Below are 22,318 nucleotides of genomic sequence, written 5' to 3'. Positions count from 1 at the left end.
GACCCGGGTCGTGCAGGGCCTGCGTCGGCGCAGCGGCGCCGCCTGGCGCTACGGTCTCGCGAATATTGCCCGGCGGCGTGGCGATGCGATTCTGCAACTCGTGGCGGTCGGCACGGGCATGACGGTGTTGCTGCTGCTGGTCGTGGTGCGAGGCGATCTGCTTGCCACCTGGCGTGACAGCCTGCCCGAGGATGCGCCCAACGTGTTCCTGATCAACATTCAGCCGGATCAGCGGGACACGGTGCGCGCATTCTTCGATCGCAACGATCTGGGCACACCGACGCTGCATCCGATGGCCCGTGGTCGCCTGCTGGCGGTGAACGGCGCGGCCGTCGACCCGCAGGACTATGACGATCCGGAGGCGCGGGAGGATTTGCAGCGGGAGTTCAACGTGTCGTGGACCGATGCGATCGGCTCCGACAACGAGACCATCGACGGGCGCTGGTGGGGCGAGTCGGGCGACGGCCGCGCGTGGATTTCCATCGAGGAGTCGATGGTTGACGCCTACGGCTGGCAGCTCGGGGACCGGCTGGAGTTCGATTTCGCCGGGCAGGTGGTTGACCTGGAGGTCGTGCATCGGCGCCGCGTGGACTGGGACAGCTTTGGCGTGAACTTCTTCCTGCTGGTGCCGCCCGGTCTGCTCGACGATGTCGGCGCGACCTGGCTGACCAGTGTGCACCTGCCCCCCGCCGGCAAGACCCGCCTGCTGGATCTGATCCGCCAGGAGCCGAACATCACCGTGTTCGATGTCGATGCGTTGATCGCGCAGGTCCGCCGGGTCATGGACCGGGTGAGCCTGGCCGTTCAGGCGGTGTTCGCGCTAACCCTGCTGGCGGGGCTGGTCGTGCTGGTGGCGGCATTGCAGGGCACGCGGCAGACGCGGCGCCAGGAGGCCGCCCTGTTGCGCACGCTGGGCGCGTCACGCGGGGTGTTGCGTCAGGCGCTGTTCACCGAGTTCGGGGTGCTGGGCTGTCTATCCGGGTTGCTGGCCGCCGGTTTCGCGCAGGTGATCGCCTGGGTGCTGGCGCGCGCGGTCTTCGATATCGAGTACGCGGCCAGCCCCCTGCTGTGGGTCGCGGGGCCGGGTGCGGGCATCGCGATCATGACGCTGGCGGCGCTGGCCGGTGTTCGTGGCGTCGCGTCGCAGCCCCCGCTTGCGACGCTTCGCTGACCCGGGCAGATTACCCGCCGCATGGATAGCCAATCCCCACCCCGCGAGCTGCTGCAGGCCGTGCTCGATGTCTCGCAGGATCTCAACGGTGTCGCCCTGCCGGATGGCACGGTGGTTTACGTCAGTCCGGCGATGACCACCATCATCGGCTGGGAGCCGGCGGATGCGATCGGCGGCAGCGTGTTCCGCTTCATCGTGCAGGAAGATCATGCGGCGGTGCAGTCCGCCTTGATGACCGTGGCGGCCGGTACCCCGATCCAGTTTCGCTGTCGCGTGCGAGACAAGCGGGATCAGGCGCGGCTGGTGGAGGTGCGCGCGCGGCCGCTGGAGCTGGATGGCCGCGTCCACGTGGTGTTCAGCGGGCGGGACGCCACCGATACAGACCACGCCGAGCGGGCACGGGCGGAAAGCGAGGTGCGGTTTCGCCGGCTGATGGACGCCGCGCCCGATCCGATGGTTGTTGTTCAGGATGGCCGGGTCGTGTTCGCCAACACCACGGCGGGGCAGATGTTCGGCGCGCCGAACAGGGATCAGCTGCTGGGGCGCACGCTGGCTGAACTGGTGCATCCGGATGATCTCGACGACACGCTGGGCCGCATGCTGCGGATTGCCGGAGGCGAGACCCTGGAGCCGCAGATTCGTCGCACCCTGCGGGCGGATGGCAGCGTTCTCTGGGTCGAGTCGCGAGGCACCGCCGTCAGTTTCAAGGGGCGGTCCGCGGTGCTGTGCATTCTCCGCGAGGTCGTCGATCGGGCCGAGGGGAGTCAGCCCTTCGAGCAGGCGGTGTCGCAGCTGCGCGCCGCCAATGCCGAACTGACCCAGTTCGCCGACACCCTCACCCGCGATCTGCACGAACCCCTGCGCAGCATCGGCGGCTATCTGCAGTTGCTGCGTCGGCGTCATGCCAATGAACTGGGTGACGAGTCGCTGGACTACATCGACACCGCCGTGACGGGCGTGCGCCGCATCGAGTCCCTGATCGCGGACCTGAAGGAATTCTCGCGTATTCACACGCACGGCCGCCCGCTGCGGCCCGTGTCGCTGGAGACCGTGGTCATCGCCGCGCAGCGTCGCATGTCCGACCAGATCGAGGCCTCCGGGCTGCGCTGTCGGCATGACGTGCTGCCGCTCGTCATCGGTGACGAGTCGCAGCTCGTCAAGGCGTTTTGTCACCTGTTCTCGAACGCGATCAAGTACAGCCAGCCGGACGAGTCGCCATCGGTAACGGTGACCGCGGAGCGTGCGGACAATGAGTGGCGCATTGGCGTCACCGACAACGGTATTGGGATCGACCAGCATCACCAGGATCGCGTGTTCGAGGTGTTCCGGCGCCTGCAACCGCATGGGCAGGCCGAGGGCACGGGTATCGGGCTGGCGACGGTCAAGCGCATCATCGAGCGGCATCACGGCAAGATCTGGGTCAACTCCGCGCCAGGTCAGGGAACCAGCTTCCGCTTCACGCTGGCGGCCGTTCCCGACTGAGCCAGGCTTGCCTGAAGCCTCGCGCGACGGCCGGCAGTGGCCGTCCTGCCGGCGTTTCGCTATGCTCCCGGCCCCTTTTTTCAAGTTGACGTCGGGAGTACACGATGACCGAACCTGTTCGCGTTGCCATTACCGGAGCGGCGGGCCAGATTTCCTACTCGCTGGCATTTCGCATCGCAGCGGGTGACATGCTGGGCAAGGACCAGCCGGTGATTCTCCAGTTGCTGGAAATTCCGCCGGCGATGGACGCGCTCAAGGGCGTGGTCATGGAACTCAACGACTGTGCGTTCCCGCTGCTGGCCGGCATCGTCGCCACCGACAAGCCGGAAGAGGCGTTCAAGGATGCCGATTTCGCGCTGCTGGTCGGCGCACGGCCGCGCGGCCCGGGCATGGAGCGCGCTGACCTGCTGCAGGCCAACGCCGCGATCTTCTCGGTGCAGGGCAAGGCGATCAACGATCACGCCAGCCGTGACATCCGCGTGCTGGTGGTCGGCAACCCGGCCAACACCAACGCGCTGATCGCGCGCGAGAATGCGCCGGACCTGGATCATCGCCAGTTCACCGCGATGATGCGTCTGGACCACAACCGCGCCCTGTCGCAGCTGGCTGAAAAGACCGGCAAGTCGATCAACGACATCAAGAACATGGCCGTGTGGGGCAACCACAGCGCCACCCAGTACCCGGACCTGCACAACGCCACCGTCGACGGCGAGCCCGCGATGAGCCTGGTCGATCAGGCTTGGTACGAAAATGACTTCATCCCCACCGTGCAGCAGCGCGGCGCGGCGATCATCAAGGCGCGCGGGGCCAGCTCGGCAGCGTCCGCTGCCTCGGCCGCCATCGACCACATGCGCGACTGGGCGCTGGGTTCCGATGGCTGGGTGTCCATGGGCATCCCGTCGGACGGCAGCTACGGCGTCGAGCCGGGCATCGTTTACAGCTACCCGGTGGTCTGCAAGGACGGCGACTACGCCATCGTCCAGGACATTGAGATCAACGCGTTCTCCCGCGAGCGGATGAAGGCCACCGAGGACGAGCTGCGCAGCGAACGCGCCGCGGTGGAAGATCTGCTGGGCTAAACAGGGATCACCCCGGCTGGCATCTCCTGCTAGCCTCATCGGGCGTCGTACGGTTACCGTCGACGCCCGATTTGTTTTCAGGGACAGCCTATGCGAATCATCGAATGCATGGAGGGTCGGGCACCCAAGGAACTCGACCGACTCGACCAGCGCACCGAAGGCTCCATGCTCTGGGTGGACTTCGTCCGCGGCGAGCATGCCGAGTGGCCGACCGTGGTCGAGCAGCTGGCCGGTCAGCCGCTGCTCCATCAGCACATCATCGACGGCAACAATGCCACCCATCCGTCGCATTACGATGGCACCTCGGACTACGACATGGTCGTGTTCCAGGGCCTGGATCCGGAGTTGCGCCACGAGCAGATCGAGACCCGGACCGCGGCGTTCTTCCTGTTCGATCATCTGCTGGTCACCGTCCGCGCGCCGGACAATGTGTCTTTCGGAACGGCCGCCCAACGTCTGCTGGACCGCTCGGTCGCCCGAATCCCCGCCACTTCGGTGGGCATGGCGCATTTCGTCCTGGACCTGATGGTTGACCGGTATCTCGCCATCCGCGAGCCGCTGGGCAAGGCCATCGACGATCTGCAGGAGTCGCTGCTCGATCCGGACAATCCGTTCGCCGACTGGAAGGCGCTGCTGAACACCCGCAAGCAGGCCCGCAAGCTGGAGTCGCTGTCATCCGGTCAGGCGGAAGCCCTGGATGCGTGGCGCCGGCAGACACGCTACGAACTGACGGACTCGCAACTGGTCCGTATCAACGACCTCGTCGAGCACATCAATCGGGTTCAGGCGCATGCGCAGGCGCAGCAAACCGATGTCGAATCCGCGGTTCAGCTCCACTTCTCGGCCGTGGCGCATGCGACCAACCAGACGGTCACCACGCTGACCATCCTGTCGGCCATCTTCCTCCCGCTGGGCCTGATCGCCGGCGTTTTCGGCATGAACTTCGACAACATGCCCGAACTTCACCATCCCTACGCCTATCACATCACGCTGGGAGGCATGGTGCTGCTGGCCGGCAGCCTGTTGTTCTACTTCCGCCGGCGCGGGTTCTTCACCGGCATCTGATGGCCTCGCCCCAGGCGATTCTCGCGTTCTGGTTCGGTGATCCGGCGGGCGATGATGCCGCGATCGCGAATCGGCAGGGGGGCCTGTGGTGGGGCAAGTCGGCGGAGGTCGACGCCAGCATCCGCCGTCGCTTCGGCGTGCTGGTGGAGGCGGCGGCGCGCGGAGCGTTGAACCACTGGTCGGGCACCGACACCGGGCTGCTTGCCCTGCTGATCCTGACCGACCAGTTTCGCCGCAACCTGTACCGGAACTCGGCGCAGGCATTCGCGCTGGATGATTTCGCCCGGGGGCTCACCCGGCAGTGTCTGCGTCGTGGCGGTGATGGTCGGCTGCGTCCAATCCACCGGGTGTTCGTCTACATGCCGCTGGAGCATTCCGAATCGCTGGCCGATCAGAACGATGCCGTGGCGCTGTACCGGCAACTGGTGACGTCGGTACCGGAGAGCCAGCGGGACGCGTTCGAGCGGTTCGCGGGATTCGCCGAAGCGCATCGTGAGGTGATCGCCGCCTACGGGCGCTTTCCCCACCGCAATCGCGTGTTGGGACGCGAGAATACGGCGGCCGAGCGACGTTATCTGGCGAGGCCCGACGCCGGGTTCTGAACGCCGGAGAGTGCGCCTCCGGCGTTCAGCGGGTCATCAGAAGAACTTGTAGCGAACGCCGAGGGAAATCACCGGATAAAGCTCGAAGTCTTCCGCTTCTTCCTGGAGCTCCTGTTCTTCTTCGGTCAGCTCGGCATCCAGCTCGGCCTGACAGGCGGCGGTGCCGAGCGCCGTGCCGCGCGCGCCCTGACAGGAGTTGTTGCTGGTCAGCGAGACCTGCGGCGTGCCCTGGAACATGACGCCCAGATCGAACTGGAAACCGAAGCCGGTATCAGCGGCCACCGCGTTGCCCCAGCCCAGGCCGACGTAGGGTGCGACGCTGTCGAAATCGATCAGCGCGCTGAGGGTACCGATGTCGTCACTGTCGAAGGTTTCGTCGCCGACCTCGCAGTTCGCCTGCTCACAGCGGGCCGAACCGGTGATCTCGTTGCCGTTGAAGATGGCGCCGGCGGAGAGCCGGAATGCGCCGCCCCAGGGGTGCCAGTCGGCATAGGTGCCCAGTGACGACAGGTCCAGGGTGCCGTTGTAGGTCAGTTCGTTGCCGCTGCCGTCCTCTTCGGGCTCAGGATCGTAGTCGTAGTCGAACTGGTTGACCCCAGCCCGCAGATTGAATTTCTCGGTGACGGCGGTGGTCATTTCCAGGCTCAGGCCCAGGGTGCTGACACGCGCGGCCACTCCCAGATTGGGTTCGTACGCATGAACGGCGCTCGGCAACAGCAGCAGTGCGCCGAGCAGGCCGAAAAATCCTCGCATTGATGGTCCCCCATGATGTTTGACAGTCACCGCGCCGGCGGACGCGACGGGGCAGATCATCCCACGCGGCCGCGATTCGATGCCACCGCCGCCTGTTCAACCGCGTCGGCGAAGGCTCGTGGGGCATCGGCGTGCATGCGGAAATAAAGCGAGGGTTCGATCAGCTCCAGCTCGATGAGCAGCGGTCCGGCCTGCGCATCCATCAGGAAGTCCACACGTGCGTAGAGCAGGTGAGCCGGTGCGCAATCGAGTGCCGCGACCGCCAGGGAGCGCAGGCCATCCGGTGCGTCCGCGGCGAGGATCTCGGCGCCGTGTTCCTCCTGGACGCGGAAGTCGCCGGGCTTCGGCAGCTTGCGGATGGCATGCGAGTAGGCGTGATCAAAGTAGAACAGCGACCATTCCCCTTCATTGAGTACAGTCTCGACAAAAGGCTGCGTCATGCACGGGCGATCGCGGAAGATCGCGTCAATTGCGGGATATTTCGCTTGCCAGTCCGATGCCTGCAACCAGTAGGTGTGGTCGGCGTTGGCGCTGACCAGCGGCTTGACGACCACCTGCTCGGCTCCGAAGTCGGAGAATGCCTGCTCGATGTCGGACAGGCCGGCGCCGTGCTCGAACCAGCGCGTCGGGACGATGGGCAGGCCGGCCGCGGCGAGGTCGCGCAGGTAGGTCTTGGTGAGATTCCATTGCACGACCGACAGCGGGTTGCACAGCGTTGCGCCCGAGCGCTCGATGGCCCGAAGCGTATCGACAAAGGTTTGTGGAGCGTCCTGGTAGTCCCAGGGGGTCCGGATGATCACCAGGTCGTAGATCGACCAGTCGCTGGGCCGGCGCCAGGGCACGATGTCCACCGCGATGCCTCGGCGGCGCAGTTCGGCATGCGCCAGCGGGTCGTCGATGACGAACGCCGACGGATCGTCCATCGACAGGCAGGCGATCTTCACGCGCTCGTCCCGGCGTGAATCATGCCGGCTCGGGCGGCAGCAGTGCGTCGACGTCCGCGGCGATCTCCAGCGGCCTGTCCGGCCCGACCAGGCCGAACCGGGTCAGTTTCGCGACCAGTCGCGGATGAATGTGCACGATGGCGACCCGTACCGAACGGCCGCTCAACTCCTCGGCGATGGATTCCAGATTCATCATCGCGGTGGTGTCCATCATCGGGACATCCTCGAAATCCAGCACCACCGTGTGCACGTTGCGCTCGATGCTCGCAAGCACCTTCAGCGCCTTGTGGGCCGCGCCAAAGAACAGCGGGCCGTCGACGTCGTAGACCACGACGCCCGGTTGCCGGACCCGCGGATGGGGATGCTCGGCATGGGTTGCCGTGGTTTCGGTGAGCTCGATCATGCGCCGGATGAACAGCACGGACGCCAGTGCCAGACCGGCGGCGACGGCCACCTGCATGTCGATCACCACCGTCAGCGCGAAACAGCAGAAGAACACCGCGGCGTCGGCCCGGGGGGCGCGGGTGATGATGCGCCAGGCATGCGGCGCCTCGCTCATGTTCCACGCCACCATCAGCAGTACCGCGGCCATGGCCGCCATTGGCACACGGCCCAGGAGCGGCGCCAGCAGCAGCATCGCCAGCAACACGACCACGCCGTGAGTGACGGCGGCCAGCGGCGTCGTGCCGCCGGAGCGCACGTTGGTCGCCGTGCGGGCGATGGCCGCGGTGGCCGGGATGCCGCCGAAGAACGCGACCGCCAGATTGCCCAGCCCCTGGCCGATCAACTCGCCGTCCGGGTCGTGGCGAAAGCCGCTCATGCCGTCCGCGACCACGGCGCACAGCAGCGATTCCAGCGCGCCGAGCACGGCGATGGAAAACGCCGCCGTCAGCAGGGTGCGCAGCATCTCCGGGGTCAGTCCGATCGGGGCGCCGTCCGGCCCGGGCAACTGCCAGGGCAGCGCGAAGGTCGGCAGTGTCGGTGGAATACCCGCGCCGGTCTGCCCGTTCAGTTCGTAGCTGAATCGCGACGCGATGGTCTCGACATCGGGGATCGCGTCGATCGCGTTCATCGCGATGCCAAGCAGGCTGGCCAGAACCAGGGCGACCAGAAAACCCGGGATGCGGGTCGGCAGCCGCCGCCACAGGATCAGCACGCCCAGCGTCAGGCCACCGAGCAGCGCCTCCTGCCATTGCACGGTAGGCGCGGCCTGGATCAGTGCGGTCAGCTTGTCGATGAAATGCAGGTTGTCCCCGCTCGGTTGCAGGCCGAACAAGTCCTTGCACTGCAGCACCGCGATGACGGTACCGATGCCGGTGGTGAAGCCGACGATCACCGGATAGGGCACAAGCTGGATCAGGTGTCCCAGGCGCAGCAGACCGAAGGCGATCAGCATCAGCCCGGCTAGCGCACCGGCCACCAGCAGACCGCCGAGGCCGAAGTCGTGGACGATGGGCAGCAGCACGACCACGAACGCGGCGGTTGGCCCGGAGATGTTGACGCGCGAGCCGCCGGCCAGCGCGATGACGATGCCGCCGACGATGGCGGTGTAAAGACCATGCTGCGGCGGCACGCCGCTGGCGATCGCCAGCCCCATCGACAATGGCAGCGCGACCACGCCGACGGTCAGCCCCGCCACCAGGTTGGCGGAGAGGCTTCGGGTCAGGCTCTGATCAGCGAAACAGGCGCGAAGTGCGGAGAACATGGGCGGATTGTCGGTGCATCGTGTTGAGTATGCGTCTTGCCCCGTGTGTCCGGCCAGCGGCTACGCGCTACCCGGCCAGCGCCGTCCAGATCAGCCGCGCCGCAAGCACGGCCAGCAGCACGCCCATGCCGCGATCGATCAGATGGGCGCGACGCAGAAACCACTCGCGGGGTTCGCGGGCGGTGAACAGGCAGGACACGAACGCGAACCAGGCGGCCGTCATCACGCAAAGCCAGGCGCCCAGGCCCAGTTGCAGCCAGAGCGGCTGCCCGGGTCCGACGATGACGGTGAACAGGGACAGAAAGAACAGCGTGGCCTTGGGGTTCAGCACGTTGGTGATGAAGCCGATGCGCAGGCTGCGCCAGGCGGAATGCGCCTGTTCACCGGAGCCGAGCGCATCCCCGGTCTGCGGTTGCGCGCGGATGGCATGCCAGGCAATCCACAGCAGGTAGGCGGCGCCCGCCAGCTGAATGCCGCGCATCAGCCACGGTGTCTGGCTGATCACCAGGGCGATGCCGAACAGCGCGTAGCTCACATGGATGGCGATGCCCAGGCCGATACCCAGGCTGGTCCACAGCGCCGGCCCCCGGCCCTGGGTCATGGCCTGGCGCAGCACGATCGCGAAGTCCGGTCCCGGACTGGCGACGGCAAGGGCGTGGGCGACGATCACGGTGATCGCCACCTGAATCGGATCAGACAAGAGGCTATTCGCTGGGATCAGGCAGCGAATATTGTGCGACCTGCGCCCCGCGGCGTCAGCCTGGCCGGCCGGCGGGTCGGGTTTCGGTCTCCCAGCGGGCTCCGCAACCCTCCATCGCGCGCTCGTCCAGGGTCAGGCTGACCGTCCGCGGCCAGCGCGCGCCCGACATCGTGTCCATGCACGGGGTTTCCCTGACCACGACGCGCAGATCGTGGGCGTCGGTCCGGGCCGTGTAGAGCCAGCCGCCGTCGATGCTGCGGGTGGTGGCCGGGGGCAGGATCACGACCTGGCTGCCGTAGTCGGCCACCAGGGTGACGCGATCATCCGGGACCACGGTCAGAAACCAGCCGGGCTCCTGGCCCACGGCGTAGACGCTGGCGCCGGCCAGCCGGGCCGCTTCTCGGCGCGAGCCGGCCGGGTCCTCCTCGCATTCGCGGGTCTTGCCGTCGACGCTCAGCCGGGCTTCACGGGCGTGCGACCAGAACTGATCACCGGCCTCGTCCTCGTATCGGGTGCCGGAGGCGGCGCGGACCTGGCGCAGGTGCAGTGGCGCCTCGGTGGCGCCGTAGAGGGAAATATCGTCGTCGCGGGTCTGGACGACGATGTCGATGCCGTCGCAGCGATAGGCGGTGACCACCGGGACGCTGGTCGCGGCCCTGGGCGCCACGGGACTGATCTGCAAATCCACGGTGACCGTGTCGTCGGGCGTCGGCAGTGGCACCGGCGTGCGGCTGGCGTGGGTGAGCTGTCCGTCCGCCGTCATCGCCCGCGCGTCAAGCACGTAGCGGGCCTGCGGATCGAGTTCGGCTGGCTGATAAACCAGCGAGAACGGATACGGCGGCGCGCTGGCGGCGCTGATCGTGGTGATCGCGGCGGTGCCGGATTCCAGGTCTTCGGCATCGCTGCGCCGCAGGCGGATTTCCACCGTGGCGTTGTCCGGCAGCGTGTTGCCATCCGTGGTCCTGACTTCGCCGAACAGGTTGATGCGGGCCTGATCCGAGCCCTGTTCATCCGTCGGTTCGGGAGAGCCACAGCCGGCCAGCAGGCTCAGCGCGCAAAGCGCGGAGACGAACATTCGGAACTGTCGCATCGTCCGTGTCCTCTGTCGGAGCCCCGCTCGCTTTGAGTGGCGCCGGCGCTCCCAAGTTCACCGGCTCATGATGGCGTGCGCACGCGGGCCACGGCGTTCTGCCAACCCTCGTAGAGCGTGTCCACTGTCCGGGCGTCGGATTTCGGGTCGAACCGCCGGTCCTCGGCCCAGAGCGCCGCGATGTCGTCCAGTGAATCGTAGACCCCGGCATGCAGGCCGGCGAGAAACGCGGCGCCCAGAGCGGTGGTTTCGGTGATCTCCGGTCGCACGACCGGCAATTGCAGGATGTCGGCTTGGAACTGGCACAGCCAGTTGTTGGCAACCATGCCGCCGTCCACGCGCAGTTCCACCGCATCCAGCGCGTCGGCCTTCATCGCTTCCATCAGGTCGCGTGTCTGGTAGCAGACCGATTCCAGCGCCGCGCGGGCGAAGTGGGCGATGCCGGTGCCGCGGCTGAGCCCCAGTACCGCGCCGCGGGCATCCGGATCCCAGTACGGCGCGCCGAGGCCGGCGAAGGCCGGGACCAGATAGACGCCGTCGTTGCCGTCCAGGCTTTCCGCCAGCGCCTGCGTATCCGGCGCCGCGTTGATGATCTTCAGCGCGTCGCGCAGCCATTGCACCGCGGCGCCGGCGATGAAGATCGAGCCTTCCAGCGCATAGGTGGTCTTGCCGTTCAGGCGGTAGGCGACGGTGGTCAGCAGCCGGTTCTTCGATTGCACGAAGCGCTCGCCGATGTTCTGCACCATGAAGCAGCCGGTGCCGTAGGTGTTCTTCACCATGCCCGGCGCGAAGCAGGCCTGGCCGATGGTCGCGGCCTGCTGGTCACCGGCCACGCCGCCGATGGTGACCGGTGCGCCCAGCAGTTCGGCGTCGATCACGCCGAACTCGGTCGTGGAATCCAGCACCTCCGGCATCATCGATCCCGGCACGTCGAAGAACTTCAGCAGGTCCTCGTCCCATTGCTGGTCGACGATGTTGAACAAGTTGGTGCGGGCCGCGTTGCCGATGTCGGTGACGTGGCGCTTGCCGCCGGTCAGCTTGTAGATCAGCCAGCTGTCGATGGTGCCGAAGGCCAGTTCGCCGTTGTTCGCCCGGGCGCGGGCGCCATTGACCCGGTCCAGAATCCACGCAATCTTGGTGGCGGAAAAATAAGGGTCCAGCAGCAGGCCGCTGCGGGCGTTGAGCCAGTCGTCGGTGCCATCCTCGCGCAGTTCCCGGCAGCGCTCGGCGGTGCGGCGGTCCTGCCAGACGATGGCGTTGTGGATGGGTTCGCCCGTCTTGCGGTCCCAGACCACGGTGGTCTCGCGTTGGTTGGTGATGCCGCAGCCGGCGAGATCGGCGGCAGCCAGCCCCAGATCGTCCAGCACCTGGCGGCAGACCTTCACCGTGTCGGCCCAGATCACGCTGGCGTCGTGTTCGACCCAGCCGCCCTGCGGATAAATCTGTTCGAATTCGGTTTGCGCCGAGCCCTTGATTCGGCCTCTTTCATCGAAAACGATGGCGCGTGTGCTGGTGGTGCCTTGGTCGATGGCCAACAGGTTGCTACTCACCTCGGTCTCCTTTTGCGTACGGTCGCGTTGCGAAACATGTCCCATCCCGCGGGTCCAATTGAGCAAATGCACCGTCGGAGTTCAAGAATGTCGCGTCGATTGTCGAATGGGCTGGCCCGGAGTGTCGGCATCCTGTCTCTGTTGTGGGCCGCGTCCAGCGCGGCCGCGCCCAAGTCTGATCCGTGGCCATTCTGGGCGGGTCATGACCCCGAGTCGGAGCAGATCGTCGATCACGGCGACTGGTCGCGGCTGTTGCAGCGCTATGTGCGCGAGCGTGAATCCGGGGCGAACCGCTTCGACTATGGCGCGGTGTCGGACGCGGATCGCGATCGCCTGGCCGGGTATGTCGACACGCTTGCCGCGATCGATCCGCGCGGGCTCAACCGCGCCGAGCAGAAGGCATACTGGATCAACCTCTACAACGCGCTGACCGTCCAGCAGATTCTCGAGGCCTATCCGGTGGGCAGCATCCGCGACATTCGCTCCGGTTTGTTCAGTCCGGGTCCGTGGAAGAAGGACCTCGTGTCGGTTGCCGGGCAGCCGCTGACGCTCAACGACATCGAACACCGCATTCTGCGGCCGATCTGGCAGGACCCGCTGATCCACTACGGGGTGAACTGCGCGTCTATCGGCTGCCCGGATCTGCTGGCGACCGCCTACACCGGCGATTCGGTGGATGAGCAGCTCGCCGGGAATGCTCGCGCGTATGTGAATGATGCGCGTGGCGCGCAGGTCACCGACGACGGTCTGATGGTTTCCAGCATCTACATCTGGTTTCAGGCCGATTTCGGCGGCAGCGACGCGGGGGTGATCGAACACCTGCGCCGCTATGCCGATCCGGCGTTGAGGAAGCGACTGGACGGCGTGCGGGACATTGACGATGACCGCTACGACTGGTCGCTCAACGACGTGGCCGCCACCGGTTCGTAGCACTGGAACCTTGGGGCGACGTACACTGCGCCGCCATGACGAGTCGACAGTTTCCCGCCACGCGGTTGCGCCGGCTGCGCAGCCAGCCCTTTCTGCGTGATCTGGTCCGTGAACACTGGCTGACGCCGGCGGATTTGATCCTTCCGGTGTTCGTCCGCGAGGGTGAGGACATCCGCGAACCGGTTGCTTCCATGCCCGGCGTGGTCCGGCACTCGGTGGACCAGCTCGTGGGAACGGCCCGCGAAGCGGTTGATGCCGGCATCCCCGCGCTGGTGCTGTTTCCGTTGATCGACCCGGTCTGCAAGAGCGATGACGCGGCGGCGGCCTGGGATGCGGACGGCCTGGTGCCCAGGGCCATCCGGGCCATCAAGGACGCCGTGCCGGACATAGGCGTGATCACCGATGTGGCGCTGGATCCGTACACCAGTCACGGTCAGGACGGTTTGCTGGATGATGCCGGCTACGTCACCAACGACGCGACGGTCGACGCACTGGTTCGTCAGTCGCTCTGCCATGTCGAGGCCGGTGCCGACGTGGTGTCGCCGTCGGACATGATGGACGGCCGGATCAAGGCGATTCGAACCGCGTTCGAGGCAGAAGGCCACAATAACGCAGCGATTCTCGCCTATTCCGCAAAGTATGCCTCGGACCTCTACGGACCGTTTCGCGATGCGGTGGGCTCCGCCGGCAATCTGGCGGGTGGCGGCAAGCACACCTACCAGATGGACATCGGCAACGGCGATGAGGCGCTGCACGAGGTCGCGCTGGACCTGGCCGAGGGTGCCGACATGGTGATGGTGAAACCCGGCCTGCCCTATCTGGACATTGTCCGCAGGGTCAAGGATCGCTTCGGCGTGCCCACGCTGGCCTATCAGGTCTCCGGCGAGTACGCGATGCTCAAGGCCGCCGCGGACAACGGCTGGCTGGATGAACGCAAGGCGGTGCTGGAATGCCTGATCGCGTTCCGACGCGCCGGCGCCGATGCCGTGCTGACCTATTTCGCGCTGGACGCCGCGCGCTGGATGCAGGAGGGGGCATGAGCGAAGGCCTGAGACTGGCCGTCATCGGCTATCCGGTGGAGCACAGCCGTTCGCCGGAACTGCATCAGTTGTTCGCCCGGCAGTTCGATCTGACGCTGGAGTACGACCGTGTGGAATGCCAACCCGGCGCCTTCGTCGACACCGTGAACCGGCTGCGGGAGACGGGTTATGCCGGCGCCAACGTGACCGTCCCGTACAAGGAGGATGCGTTTGCGATCTGCGATACGCGCACCGCGGTCGCGGATCTGGCGCAGGCGGTGAACACGCTGCATTTCGTCGAGCACGGTGTGCTGGGCGACAACACCGACGGTGAGGGCTTCATCCGCGACCTGACCGGGCGCTGCGGTGTTGCGATCGAGAACCGCACGGTGGTGATCATCGGCGCGGGTGGGGCCGTGCGTGGGCTGATGAAGCCGTTGCTGGACCAGAATCCGGCCATGGTCGTGGTGACCGGGCGCTCCCCCTACAACGCCGAGGCCATCGCCGAGCGCTTCGGTGATTTCGGTCCCGTGCAGGCCTGCACCTACCTGGCGCTCAAGGGCTGGCAGGCCGACGTGCTGATTCACGCGAGCCCCGCGGGCCACACCGGGCGCATGCCCGAACTGCCGAAGACGCTGCTTCGGCCGGACACGCCCTGCTACGACCTCAGCTATGGCGCGGCGCACGCCGTGTTTCGTGACTGGGCGCAGACCCGGGGCGGCGGGCCGGTGTTTGATGGGCTGGGAATGCTGGTCGAGCAGGGTGCGGCGTCATTCGAACGCTGGACCGGCGACTCGCCCGATACCGAGGCCGTGCTCCGAAAGCTGCGCAGTCAGTTGTCGCAGTCCTCATAACGCTCCGGTGTGAACCGGGGCGTGCACACCGCCAGGAAGACCAGTTCGTCCGAGCCGGTGTTGCGAATTCGCTGACGCTCGCCGGAAGGAATGTGCACGACGCTGCCGACTCCGACCGGCTGCGGCGCGCCATCACCGATGTCCGCCTCACCGTGTCCGGACAAGATGAGGTATCGTTCGGTAATCCCCTGCAGGCGGTGCCAGCGGGTCACGGACCCGGCAGGAACACGTGCGCGAGCGACGGAAACCGCAGGATCGTCCGCGGAGTTGAGCCATTCCAGGATGTGGCAACCTTCCCGGAACCAGTATTCCTCCGCGGGTGCTTGTCCGGTCAAGTCTTCGGTCATCCGATCGATGTCTCCTGGTCGGTGCCGCGTGTCCGATGTTTACAATTCTTGCACGTCCACTGTGTTAGAGAAAAAGCAGGGACAGGGGTATCAAGTGCAAATTGGGGCGGCGAGTGTGTTGAGTCACGATGATGTGAATGGGTGCGGGTCAGGCGAATGGCGTCGCGCGAGTTCCGGTGCGCCTGATCCGGTGCCGGCCCGCAGCGGCCTCGGCCGGCAGTGACGGTTTCACGATTCTCACGCTCGGCCACCCAAATCCGTGACCCAGGATTCCACAGCCACGACCGATAGGTCGACACCCGGTCTCAAGCTGAGCGGCCGTGTCGTCGCTTGGTTGCGCCGCGAGTTGTCGGGCGACGATCTCCAGTCGCAGATCACCCTCGCGATCGCGATCGCGGCCATGGTGCCGATGATCGTGGCCGTCTGCGTCGTCGTGAGCTATCAGGGCATCGAGTACCGCAGGGGTTCGCAGCGGCAGGTTCAGACGGCGGTGCACCTCGGCGGCGCGACGCTGGAGGAATATCTGGGGCGGCATGTCCAGGCCCTGGAGTTCGTGGGACGGCAGCTGGAGGCGGATTCGGGCTCATTGCCCGACATGCAGCAGGATCTGCTGGATGTCCATGCCGTCTACACGAGTTTTCTGACGCTGATCCTCGCCGACCGCAACGGCGTCGTCGTTGCCACGAGTCAGATCATCAAGGGTCAACCCGCCATTGTTCGTGAGTTGCACGGCCAGACCGTCTGGGATCGCGACTATTTCCGCCATGCCATGGGGCACGATGGCGTGCAGGTCTCGGGCGTGTTCGAAGGTCGGGGGTTCGGAGACGAGACCCTGGTGGCGGTCAGTCGCTCGGTGCTGGTCGATGGCGATGCCCGCTATGTCATCCAGGGAGCCATTCCCGCCGATGTGCTCATGCAGCGTGTGCAGTCGCGGGCCAAGAGCAGCGACATCTGTATCGCGGTGGTCGATGCGCTGGGGACGATTGTCGGTTCCACGGACCCGGGGCGGTATCAGCCGCTGAGCGCGGCGCCGGCGTCATGGCTGGGCGGTGATCCGGATTCGGACATCGTTGCCGAGCCTTCGATCGGTGGTTGGTTCGTGGTCGGCGCCCTGGCGAAGACGCCCGGGCGGCTCAGTACCGACCAGACGACGCAGATCATCGCCTTGTCCACTCTGTTGATGGGGTTGATCGTCGCGTATCTGGTCGGCCGCTGGATCGCGGGTCGGGTGAACGGGCCGGTCAACGGACTGATCGCGGAGATTCGCCAGTTCGACCTGGAGACCCTGTCCGAGGCGGAGCTGCAACGCCCGCAACTGGATTGGCCGGCCGAGATCCGCTCGTTGCGGGCGCAGTTCATGAAACTGCTCGCCAAGATGATCCGGGCCCGCGACAGCCAGAACGAATTGCTCGCGCAATCCGAGGAACTGCGTTTCGCACTGCATGACGAGGTCATGAGCCGGCAGGCCATCATTCAGGAGAAGACCGTCGCGCTGGAGCGGGCGAACCAGACCCTGGAGCTCCTGGCGCGTATCGATGGCCTCACCGGGCTGTGCAATCGCCGGGTCTTCGACGAGGAACTGGGCCGCACATGGCGGACCGCGGTACGGGACCAGCAGCCGCTGAGCGTGGTGCTGATCGATGTCGATCACTTCAAGGCCTATAACGATCACTACGGTCACCTGTCCGGTGACGATTGTCTGCGGGCCGTGGCCCGGGTGCTTGAGGATGCCGCCCGGCGGCCCGGTGATCTGGCGGCGCGATTCGGCGGTGAGGAATTTGCGCTGCTGTTGCCGCACACCGACCTGGCGGGCGCGTTGCGCATCGGTCAACTGGTGGTGGAGCAGGTCCGCGACCTGCAGATTCAGCACGAGAAGGCTCCGACGGGGATTCTCAGCATTAGCGCGGGTGTCGCACAGGTGCAGTACCCGCACGCCGACACGCCCGACAAGCTGTTGGCAACGGCCGATTCCCAGCTCTACGTCGCCAAGGAGACCGGTCGCAACCGCTGCGTCGGCTAAGGACGTACCGGGCCGTTTGTCAGCGGGCGGGCCGCGGCGGAGACTGTTTTCCGGAACTCCCGGGGGTGGCTCGACATGCAGATTCTCAGAACGCCGGACGAACGCTTTGATGCTCTGCCGGATTTCGGCTTCACGCCACGGTATCTGGAGGTCGATGGTCTGCGCATCCACTACCTGGATGAAGGGGATGGCGATGCCGCGCCGGTGCTGTTGCTGCACGGCGAGCCGTCCTGGAGTTACCTGTACCGGTTCATGGTTCCACCCCTGGTGGCGGCGGGGCATCGGGTGCTCGCGCCGGATCTGGTCGGCTTCGGCCGTTCGGACAAGCCGGCATCTCCCGGCGACTACAGCTATGCCGCCCAGGTCGGCTGGATGACGGCCTGGCTGGAAAGGCTGGATTTGCACGCCGTCACTCTGTTCTGTCAGGACTGGGGATCGCTGGTCGGCCTGCGTCTGGCCGCTGAGCAATCCGATCGCTTCGCCGCCGTGGTGCTGAGCAACGGTGGCTTGCCGACCGGCGACCAGCGAATGCCGGGTGCCTTCCGGTTGTGGCAGCGTTTCGCCGCCCACTCGCCGGTTTTCCCGATCGGGCGGATCGTGGCGTCCGGGACCGGGCGCCGGCTGACGCGCGCGGAACGGCGGGCTTACGACGCGCCCTATCCCGCTAGAGACTTCAAGACGGCGCCCCGAGTGTTTCCGTCTCTGGTTCCCACGACACCGGATGATCCCGCCGCGGAGGCGAACCGCGCGGCGTGGCAGATCTTCGGGCGCTGGACCAAGCCCTTTCTGACCTGCTTCTCCACCGGTGATCCGATCACCCGAGGCGGTGACCGCATGTGGCAGGAGCATGTGCCCGGTGCGCGAGGCCTTGCCCACCAGCGGGTTCTGGGTGGTCATTTCGTGCAGGAAGACCAGGGGCCTCAGCTCGCCGGCATCGTCGACGCGCTCGTTCGCGGGCGGCTATAGGGCGACAGGACCCGGCGCGCGCCGATCGGCGGTCGCTCGACCTCCGGATTCCGGCGTTATGGGATTGATTGACCAGGGATTTTTCCGCCGACAGGCCCTCCAGTCTGTTCAGTCCCCGGTGATACACCGTCCGTCAGTTCGCCGTCAATGAACCTTCCACCCTTCAGGTAGACTCGCTTCCGCCTAACAAGAATTTAATTCAAGGAGGCGGCACTCATGACCTGTCGAATGATTCGATCTGGTGCGCTGGCGTTCGGGCTGGCGGCGGCGGTGGGTCTGGCCGGTTGTTCATCGGGCAATGGCGAGAGCCAGACCGCGGTGGAGCCGGTGCAGACCGATGTGGAGATGTTCCTGAGCGACGAGCCGCTCGACCAGTTGCAGGTCGCGCTGAATCGCTTGCTCGGCGAACTGCTGGCGGGGGCGCTGCCCGAGGAGGTCGGTGGTCGCACGGTCAGCGAACTCACCCAGGTGGTCTTGCGGTTGCTGGAGGTGCCGGACGAACTCCTGGAAGCGCTGATACTGTCCGGCAGCCTGCTGGCCGAGGGTGAGACCAGCCCCGAGGTCTATCAGATGCTGCTCAGCGACGCGGGGTCCGAGATTCTGGCCCACGTACAGGGCGCCGTGTTCGAGCTGGCCGGCGTGTTGCTGGGTCTGGCCGGGACTGGCGCGGCCGATCCGGTGACGCAGGCGGTCATTCAGTTGCTGGCGATCTCCGACCTGATCAACGATCCGACCGCGATCGCCGATCCGGCGACCTTGCTTGAGCCGCTCAACAATGCCGTCCTGGCGCTGTCGCAGCTGGATGCCGCCGATCTGGGCATTCCCGAGCAGGGACAGGAGGCGGTCGATACGGTGCTGGGCATCCTGTTCGGCAGCCTCGCCCGGGTGACGGAGATGCTGGCCGGGCTGGGTAGCGAAGGCTCCGGTTTGCCGGCGGATGCGTTGCTCGATCCCATCGAGGGTCTGCTGAACGGCTTGCTGGGCTCGGTGCCCTCGCTGGAGAACGTGCTCGGCGCCCTCATCGAGCGGAGTGGATTCGACCCGGTGTCGGCGACGCTGGGCCTGGTGGGTGAACTCACCAGTCTGCTGAACGCCGATGGTGTCATTGATCTGGTGGCAGCCCTGATCAGCCCGCTGATTGCTTTGCTGGGGCCGCTGACGGGCGTGTTATCGCCCATTCTGTGCGGCCTGCTTCCGGTTTGTGATTGATTGCTCGGTTCGGGCGCATGCCCCACGCGGCCATGCGCCCGATCTGCGCCGTCCGTCAGACTGGTGCACCACGGGACTCACACTACGTTAAGAATTCGTAATACGAACCGAACGTATTCAACTCATTTTGCACGGAGACTCGTGATGGAACACAAGGGAGCACGTCATATTCTGCTGGCTTTGGGGCTGGCAGTCGCAGTCGGTCTGGCGGGATGCTCGGGCGGCGACACGTCGTCGGCACAGGATCAGGGCCCCGTGAACACCACGGACAACCTGGAAGGCCTGGTTGGTGGCGAACCGCTGGATCAGATTCAGGTGATTCTGGACAAGTTGCTGGTCGATGGGCTGGCCGCCAACCTGCCGGAGTTCGCGGGTCGCGAGCTGGTCGCCTCGATTTCCAATGCGGTGCTCACTCTCCTGGACGCACCCGATGAGCTGCTGGAAGCATTGCTGTCCGTCCAGACGCTCGCGGAGCAGGGTGAGTCCGACCCCGCGCTGTTTCAGACGTTGCTGCAGGACACGGGCGCCGAGATTTTCACCCATACCCGTGATGCCGTCGTCATCCTGCTGAGTGGTTTGCAGTCCCTGGTGCCGCAAGGTTCGGCCAAGCAGTTCGGGGGTGCCCCGCAGTCTCTGGTCGCGCTGGATGCGATGCTTTCGGATCCGGCCGGGATCACCGACGTGGAGGCCCTGGTGGCTCAGATGAAGGTCGCGGCGGCAGATCTGGCGGCGCTCGACCTCTCCGCCCTGAATCTCTCGGGTGAATCCGCGGAGGGTGCGGCGGCCGCGCTGCAGGTGATGGAGCTGACCATGTCGGACACCGCGGACATGATCAGCGGCTTCAGCTCACCGGCCACGGGTTTTCCGGACGTATCGATGGTGACGTCGGTCGAAAACATGCTGTTCGGTCTGGTAGGCCTGATCGAGGTGCTGGCATCCGCGCTCGCGGGCATCCCCGAGGGCGAACTGGATCTCGCGCCGGTACTGCTTGATCTGGTGGCGGAGCTGGACGTGCTTCTCGGTGACGTCGGCATCCTGCCCGGTCTGGTCACGGTGGTGTACGAGATTCTCGCGGCCGTCCTGACGCCGGTAACCGGTGGTCTGTCCGCGTTGCTCTGCGGCCTGCTGCCGATCTGCGACTGAGTTTGTCAGCGGTGCCGGACGTCCATCGTCCGGCACCGCATTCCTGCGCGGCCGGCTGGTCGCGACAGACCCCTGACGGCTCCGTTATGCTCGGGCACCGCAGCTGCCACGGAGCAGGCTCCTGACTTCCGACACACCGGATGCACGTCCCGTCGCCGCCTCGGCGATTCGCGGACACGTCTACAAGATCTTTCCTCACGACATGAACGCGCACCGGACGGTGTTCGGCGGGCTGGTCATGTCGACGATCGACCGGCTGGCGCTGGTGGTCGCCGAGCGGCACAGCGGCCGGGTCTGCGTCACGGCATCCATGGATGCCATGCATTTTCTGGCACCGGCGGCCGACGGTGACACGCTGATCTACTCGGTCGCGGTCAACCGCGCCTGGCGCACGTCGATGGAAATCGGCGCCCGGGTCGTGGCGGAGAACAGCTACACCGGTGATTCGCGGCATATCGTTTCGGCCTATCTGACCTTCGTCGCGCTGGACGAGCACGGCCGCGCCATCATCGTGCCGCCGGTGCGGCCGGAGACCGACGCCGAACAGCACCGCTACGAGGAAGCCGAGGTCCGGCGGGCATTGCGGCTGGAGCATGCCGAGCGGCTCAAGACCATGCGGGCGGCGCGCCGATGATTCATCCGATGCGTGTGGGCGTCGCCGGTGCGGGCAGCATCGGCGCCTATCTGGGCGCGCGTCTGGCCGCTGATGGTCATGAAGTCGTCCTGCTGGGACGCCAGCGTCTGGCCGACGCGGTCGCGGATCAGGGGGTTCGGGTCAGCGACCTCAACGGGCATGACAGCCAGGTTCCGCCGGATGGAATCCGGGTGGTGACGGAGCCGGGCGGCCTGGAAGGCTGCGACGTGATTCTGGTGACGACCAAGAGCCATGACACCCGGGCCATGGCGGAGAGCCTCGCGCCGTTCGTGACGGAAGGCGCCACCGTGATCAGCTTTCAGAATGGCGTGCGCAATCCGGCCATCCTGCGCGAGTGCCTGGCCCAGGCCAACGTGCTGGCCGGCATGGTGCCGTACAACGTTGTGTGGGCCGGTCCCGCCCATTTTCACCAGGGCACCAGCGGATCGCTGGTCATCGAGCGTCGTGACGACGCCGAACATCTGGCAAAGGCCGTGGCCGAGGCGCTGACCGGCGCAGGCCTGGCCGCGGTGCTCAATCCGCGCATCGAGGCGGTGCAATGGGGCAAGCTGGTGGTGAACCTGAATAACGCGACCAACGCCCTGTCCGGCGTTCCGTTGCAGGCCCAGCTCGCGGATCGGGACTATCGCCGCGTGACCGCCGCCGCGCAGCGCGAGGCGCTTGCCGTCATCCGCGCGGGCGGCAAGTCGGTTCGGGCCGCGGGTCCGCTGCTGCCGACGCTGATGCCGTTGGTGTTGTCTGCGCCGGACTGGCTGTTCCGCATCGTGGCCCGTGGCATGGTCAGGATCGATCCGCAGGCGCGATCGTCGATGTGGGAGGATCTGACCCGCGGCCGCAGGACCGAAATCGACTACCTCAACGGAGAGATCGTCCGCCTGGCGGACGAGACCGGCCAGGCGGCGCCGGTCAACGCCGCGATTTGTCGGCTGGTACGGGACGCGGAAGCCGCGCAGGCCTCGCCGCAACTGTCCGCGGCCGCGCTGCTCACGGCTATCGGGGTCGCCTGATCCACCAGTTCCTCGCGCGACATCCCC

Annotated in this window: 21 protein-coding genes; 14 read left to right on the top strand and 7 right to left on the bottom strand. The window is 66.3% G+C overall.

Going from position 1 to position 22,318, the window contains the following annotated elements:
• The 5 genes from ABNS06_RS02950 to ABNS06_RS02930 all read left to right on the top strand — a co-directional run.
• Positions 1-1,171, top strand: a 1,171-nt coding sequence (locus tag ABNS06_RS02950) for an FtsX-like permease family protein (RefSeq protein ID WP_348672476.1), incomplete at its 5' end; no start/stop codon positions are given.
• 21 nt (positions 1,172-1,192) lie between these two features.
• Entirely contained in the window at positions 1,193-2,653 is a 1,461-nt protein-coding gene (locus ABNS06_RS02945) for a PAS domain S-box protein (protein WP_348672475.1), read from the top strand.
• A gap of 104 nt (positions 2,654-2,757) precedes the next feature.
• Positions 2,758-3,732 (top strand): malate dehydrogenase, encoded by a 975-nt coding sequence (locus ABNS06_RS02940; protein WP_348672474.1) that lies wholly within the window; start codon positions 2,758-2,760, stop codon positions 3,730-3,732.
• 90 nt (positions 3,733-3,822) lie between these two features.
• A complete protein-coding gene (locus tag ABNS06_RS02935) occupies positions 3,823-4,797 on the top strand; it encodes a magnesium transporter CorA family protein (RefSeq protein WP_348672473.1) in 975 nt (324 codons plus the stop codon).
• Positions 4,797-5,399, top strand: coding sequence for a DUF924 family protein (locus ABNS06_RS02930; protein ID WP_348672472.1), 603 nt, complete (start codon positions 4,797-4,799; stop codon positions 5,397-5,399). Before ABNS06_RS02935 ends, ABNS06_RS02930 begins: the two co-directional genes overlap by 1 nt.
• Positions 5,400-5,435: 36 nt before the next feature.
• Here ABNS06_RS02930 and ABNS06_RS02925 read toward each other — a convergent pair whose 3' ends face one another.
• The 6 genes from ABNS06_RS02925 to glpK all read right to left on the bottom strand — a co-directional run bounded on the left by ABNS06_RS02925 (position 5,436) and on the right by glpK (position 12,186).
• Positions 5,436-6,152: a hypothetical protein gene (locus ABNS06_RS02925; RefSeq protein WP_348672471.1), complete on the bottom strand. Its 717-nt coding sequence runs from the start codon at positions 6,150-6,152 to the stop codon at positions 5,436-5,438.
• A gap of 56 nt (positions 6,153-6,208) precedes the next feature.
• Positions 6,209-7,096, bottom strand: coding sequence for a hypothetical protein (locus tag ABNS06_RS02920; protein ID WP_348672470.1), 888 nt, complete (start codon positions 7,094-7,096; stop codon positions 6,209-6,211).
• Between the two features lie 19 nt (positions 7,097-7,115).
• Complete coding sequence (gene dauA, locus ABNS06_RS02915) at positions 7,116-8,801, bottom strand: C4-dicarboxylic acid transporter DauA (RefSeq protein ID WP_348672469.1); 1,686 nt, start codon at positions 8,799-8,801, stop codon at positions 7,116-7,118.
• A 67-nt stretch (positions 8,802-8,868) separates the two neighbouring features.
• On the bottom strand, positions 8,869-9,501 hold the full coding sequence (locus ABNS06_RS02910; protein ID WP_348672468.1) for a LysE family transporter: 633 nt from the start codon (positions 9,499-9,501) through the stop codon (positions 8,869-8,871).
• A 55-nt stretch (positions 9,502-9,556) separates the two neighbouring features.
• Positions 9,557-10,591 (bottom strand): YbaY family lipoprotein, encoded by a 1,035-nt coding sequence (locus ABNS06_RS02905; RefSeq protein ID WP_348672467.1) that lies wholly within the window; start codon positions 10,589-10,591, stop codon positions 9,557-9,559.
• Between the two features lie 65 nt (positions 10,592-10,656).
• Positions 10,657-12,186, bottom strand: a complete 1,530-nt coding sequence (gene glpK / locus ABNS06_RS02900) for a glycerol kinase GlpK (RefSeq protein WP_348672466.1) — start codon at positions 12,184-12,186, stop codon at positions 10,657-10,659.
• Between the two features lie 42 nt (positions 12,187-12,228).
• Here glpK and ABNS06_RS02895 point away from each other — a divergent pair, with 42 nt between their 5' ends.
• The 3 genes from ABNS06_RS02895 to aroE are packed head-to-tail and all read left to right on the top strand — an operon-like array spanning position 12,229 to position 14,944.
• The gene (locus ABNS06_RS02895; RefSeq protein WP_348672465.1) at positions 12,229-13,071 is read left to right on the top strand and encodes a DUF547 domain-containing protein; all 843 of its coding nucleotides are present in this window, start codon (positions 12,229-12,231) and stop codon (positions 13,069-13,071) included.
• 35 nt (positions 13,072-13,106) lie between these two features.
• Positions 13,107-14,111, top strand: a complete 1,005-nt coding sequence (gene hemB, locus ABNS06_RS02890; RefSeq protein ID WP_348672464.1) for a porphobilinogen synthase — start codon at positions 13,107-13,109, stop codon at positions 14,109-14,111.
• Positions 14,108-14,944: a shikimate dehydrogenase gene (gene aroE, locus ABNS06_RS02885; protein WP_348672463.1), complete on the top strand. Its 837-nt coding sequence runs from the start codon at positions 14,108-14,110 to the stop codon at positions 14,942-14,944. Before hemB ends, aroE begins: the two co-directional genes overlap by 4 nt.
• On the opposite strand, the gene ABNS06_RS02880 is transcribed toward aroE, so the two are convergent.
• Positions 14,923-15,291, bottom strand: a complete 369-nt coding sequence (locus ABNS06_RS02880; RefSeq protein ID WP_348672462.1) for a cupin domain-containing protein — start codon at positions 15,289-15,291, stop codon at positions 14,923-14,925. The two genes, aroE and ABNS06_RS02880, sit on opposite strands and share 22 nt — an antisense overlap.
• Positions 15,292-15,550: 259 nt before the next feature.
• Between ABNS06_RS02880 and ABNS06_RS02875 the strand changes: the two genes are divergently transcribed.
• The 6 genes from ABNS06_RS02875 (at position 15,551) to ABNS06_RS02850 (ending at position 22,291) form a co-directional block, all read left to right on the top strand.
• Complete coding sequence (locus ABNS06_RS02875; protein ID WP_348672461.1) at positions 15,551-17,311, top strand: diguanylate cyclase; 1,761 nt, start codon at positions 15,551-15,553, stop codon at positions 17,309-17,311.
• Between the two features lie 75 nt (positions 17,312-17,386).
• Entirely contained in the window at positions 17,387-18,277 is an 891-nt protein-coding gene (locus ABNS06_RS02870; protein WP_348672460.1) for a haloalkane dehalogenase, read from the top strand.
• Positions 18,278-18,493: 216 nt separating this feature from the next.
• Complete coding sequence (locus tag ABNS06_RS02865; RefSeq protein WP_348672459.1) at positions 18,494-19,486, top strand: hypothetical protein; 993 nt, start codon at positions 18,494-18,496, stop codon at positions 19,484-19,486.
• Positions 19,487-19,630: 144 nt separating this feature from the next.
• The gene (locus ABNS06_RS02860) at positions 19,631-20,629 is read left to right on the top strand and encodes a hypothetical protein (protein WP_348672458.1); all 999 of its coding nucleotides are present in this window, start codon (positions 19,631-19,633) and stop codon (positions 20,627-20,629) included.
• A 202-nt stretch (positions 20,630-20,831) separates the two neighbouring features.
• A complete protein-coding gene (locus tag ABNS06_RS02855) occupies positions 20,832-21,263 on the top strand; it encodes an acyl-CoA thioesterase (RefSeq protein WP_348672457.1) in 432 nt (143 codons plus the stop codon).
• Between the two features lie 8 nt (positions 21,264-21,271).
• A complete protein-coding gene (locus ABNS06_RS02850; protein ID WP_348672456.1) occupies positions 21,272-22,291 on the top strand; it encodes a 2-dehydropantoate 2-reductase in 1,020 nt (339 codons plus the stop codon).
• Positions 22,292-22,318: the final 27 nt, after the last annotated feature.

The sequence above is a fragment of the uncultured Abyssibacter sp. genome, assembly GCF_964000955.1.
Lineage (GTDB): Bacteria > Pseudomonadota > Gammaproteobacteria > Nevskiales > OUC007 > Abyssibacter.
This window is presented reverse-complemented; position numbering and strand designations above follow the sequence as displayed.

What these genes read in the sequence shown, in the direction of transcription:
- ABNS06_RS02870 (WP_348672460.1), top strand. Translation starts at nt 17,387, where the DNA reads ATGCAGATTCTCAGAACGCCGGACGAACGCTTTGATGCTCTGCCGGAT.
- ABNS06_RS02865 (WP_348672459.1), top strand. Translation starts at nt 18,494, where the DNA reads ATGACCTGTCGAATGATTCGATCTGGTGCGCTGGCGTTCGGGCTGGCG.
- ABNS06_RS02850 (WP_348672456.1), top strand. Translation starts at nt 21,272, where the DNA reads ATGCGTGTGGGCGTCGCCGGTGCGGGCAGCATCGGCGCCTATCTGGGC.
- ABNS06_RS02860 (WP_348672458.1), top strand. Translation starts at nt 19,631, where the DNA reads ATGGAACACAAGGGAGCACGTCATATTCTGCTGGCTTTGGGGCTGGCA.
- ABNS06_RS02945 (WP_348672475.1), top strand. Translation starts at nt 1,193, where the DNA reads ATGGATAGCCAATCCCCACCCCGCGAGCTGCTGCAGGCCGTGCTCGAT.
- ABNS06_RS02935 (WP_348672473.1), top strand. Translation starts at nt 3,823, where the DNA reads ATGCGAATCATCGAATGCATGGAGGGTCGGGCACCCAAGGAACTCGAC.
- aroE (WP_348672463.1), top strand. Translation starts at nt 14,108, where the DNA reads ATGAGCGAAGGCCTGAGACTGGCCGTCATCGGCTATCCGGTGGAGCAC.
- ABNS06_RS02895 (WP_348672465.1), top strand. Translation starts at nt 12,229, where the DNA reads ATGTCGCGTCGATTGTCGAATGGGCTGGCCCGGAGTGTCGGCATCCTG.
- ABNS06_RS02880 (WP_348672462.1), bottom strand. Translation starts at nt 15,291, where the DNA reads ATGACCGAAGACTTGACCGGACAAGCACCCGCGGAGGAATACTGGTTC.
- ABNS06_RS02905 (WP_348672467.1), bottom strand. Translation starts at nt 10,591, where the DNA reads ATGCGACAGTTCCGAATGTTCGTCTCCGCGCTTTGCGCGCTGAGCCTG.
- ABNS06_RS02855 (WP_348672457.1), top strand. Translation starts at nt 20,832, where the DNA reads ATGAACGCGCACCGGACGGTGTTCGGCGGGCTGGTCATGTCGACGATC.
- ABNS06_RS02940 (WP_348672474.1), top strand. Translation starts at nt 2,758, where the DNA reads ATGACCGAACCTGTTCGCGTTGCCATTACCGGAGCGGCGGGCCAGATT.
- ABNS06_RS02930 (WP_348672472.1), top strand. Translation starts at nt 4,797, where the DNA reads ATGGCCTCGCCCCAGGCGATTCTCGCGTTCTGGTTCGGTGATCCGGCG.
- ABNS06_RS02925 (WP_348672471.1), bottom strand. Translation starts at nt 6,152, where the DNA reads ATGCGAGGATTTTTCGGCCTGCTCGGCGCACTGCTGCTGTTGCCGAGC.
- hemB (WP_348672464.1), top strand. Translation starts at nt 13,107, where the DNA reads ATGACGAGTCGACAGTTTCCCGCCACGCGGTTGCGCCGGCTGCGCAGC.
- glpK (WP_348672466.1), bottom strand. Translation starts at nt 12,186, where the DNA reads ATGGGACATGTTTCGCAACGCGACCGTACGCAAAAGGAGACCGAGGTG.
- dauA (WP_348672469.1), bottom strand. Translation starts at nt 8,801, where the DNA reads ATGTTCTCCGCACTTCGCGCCTGTTTCGCTGATCAGAGCCTGACCCGA.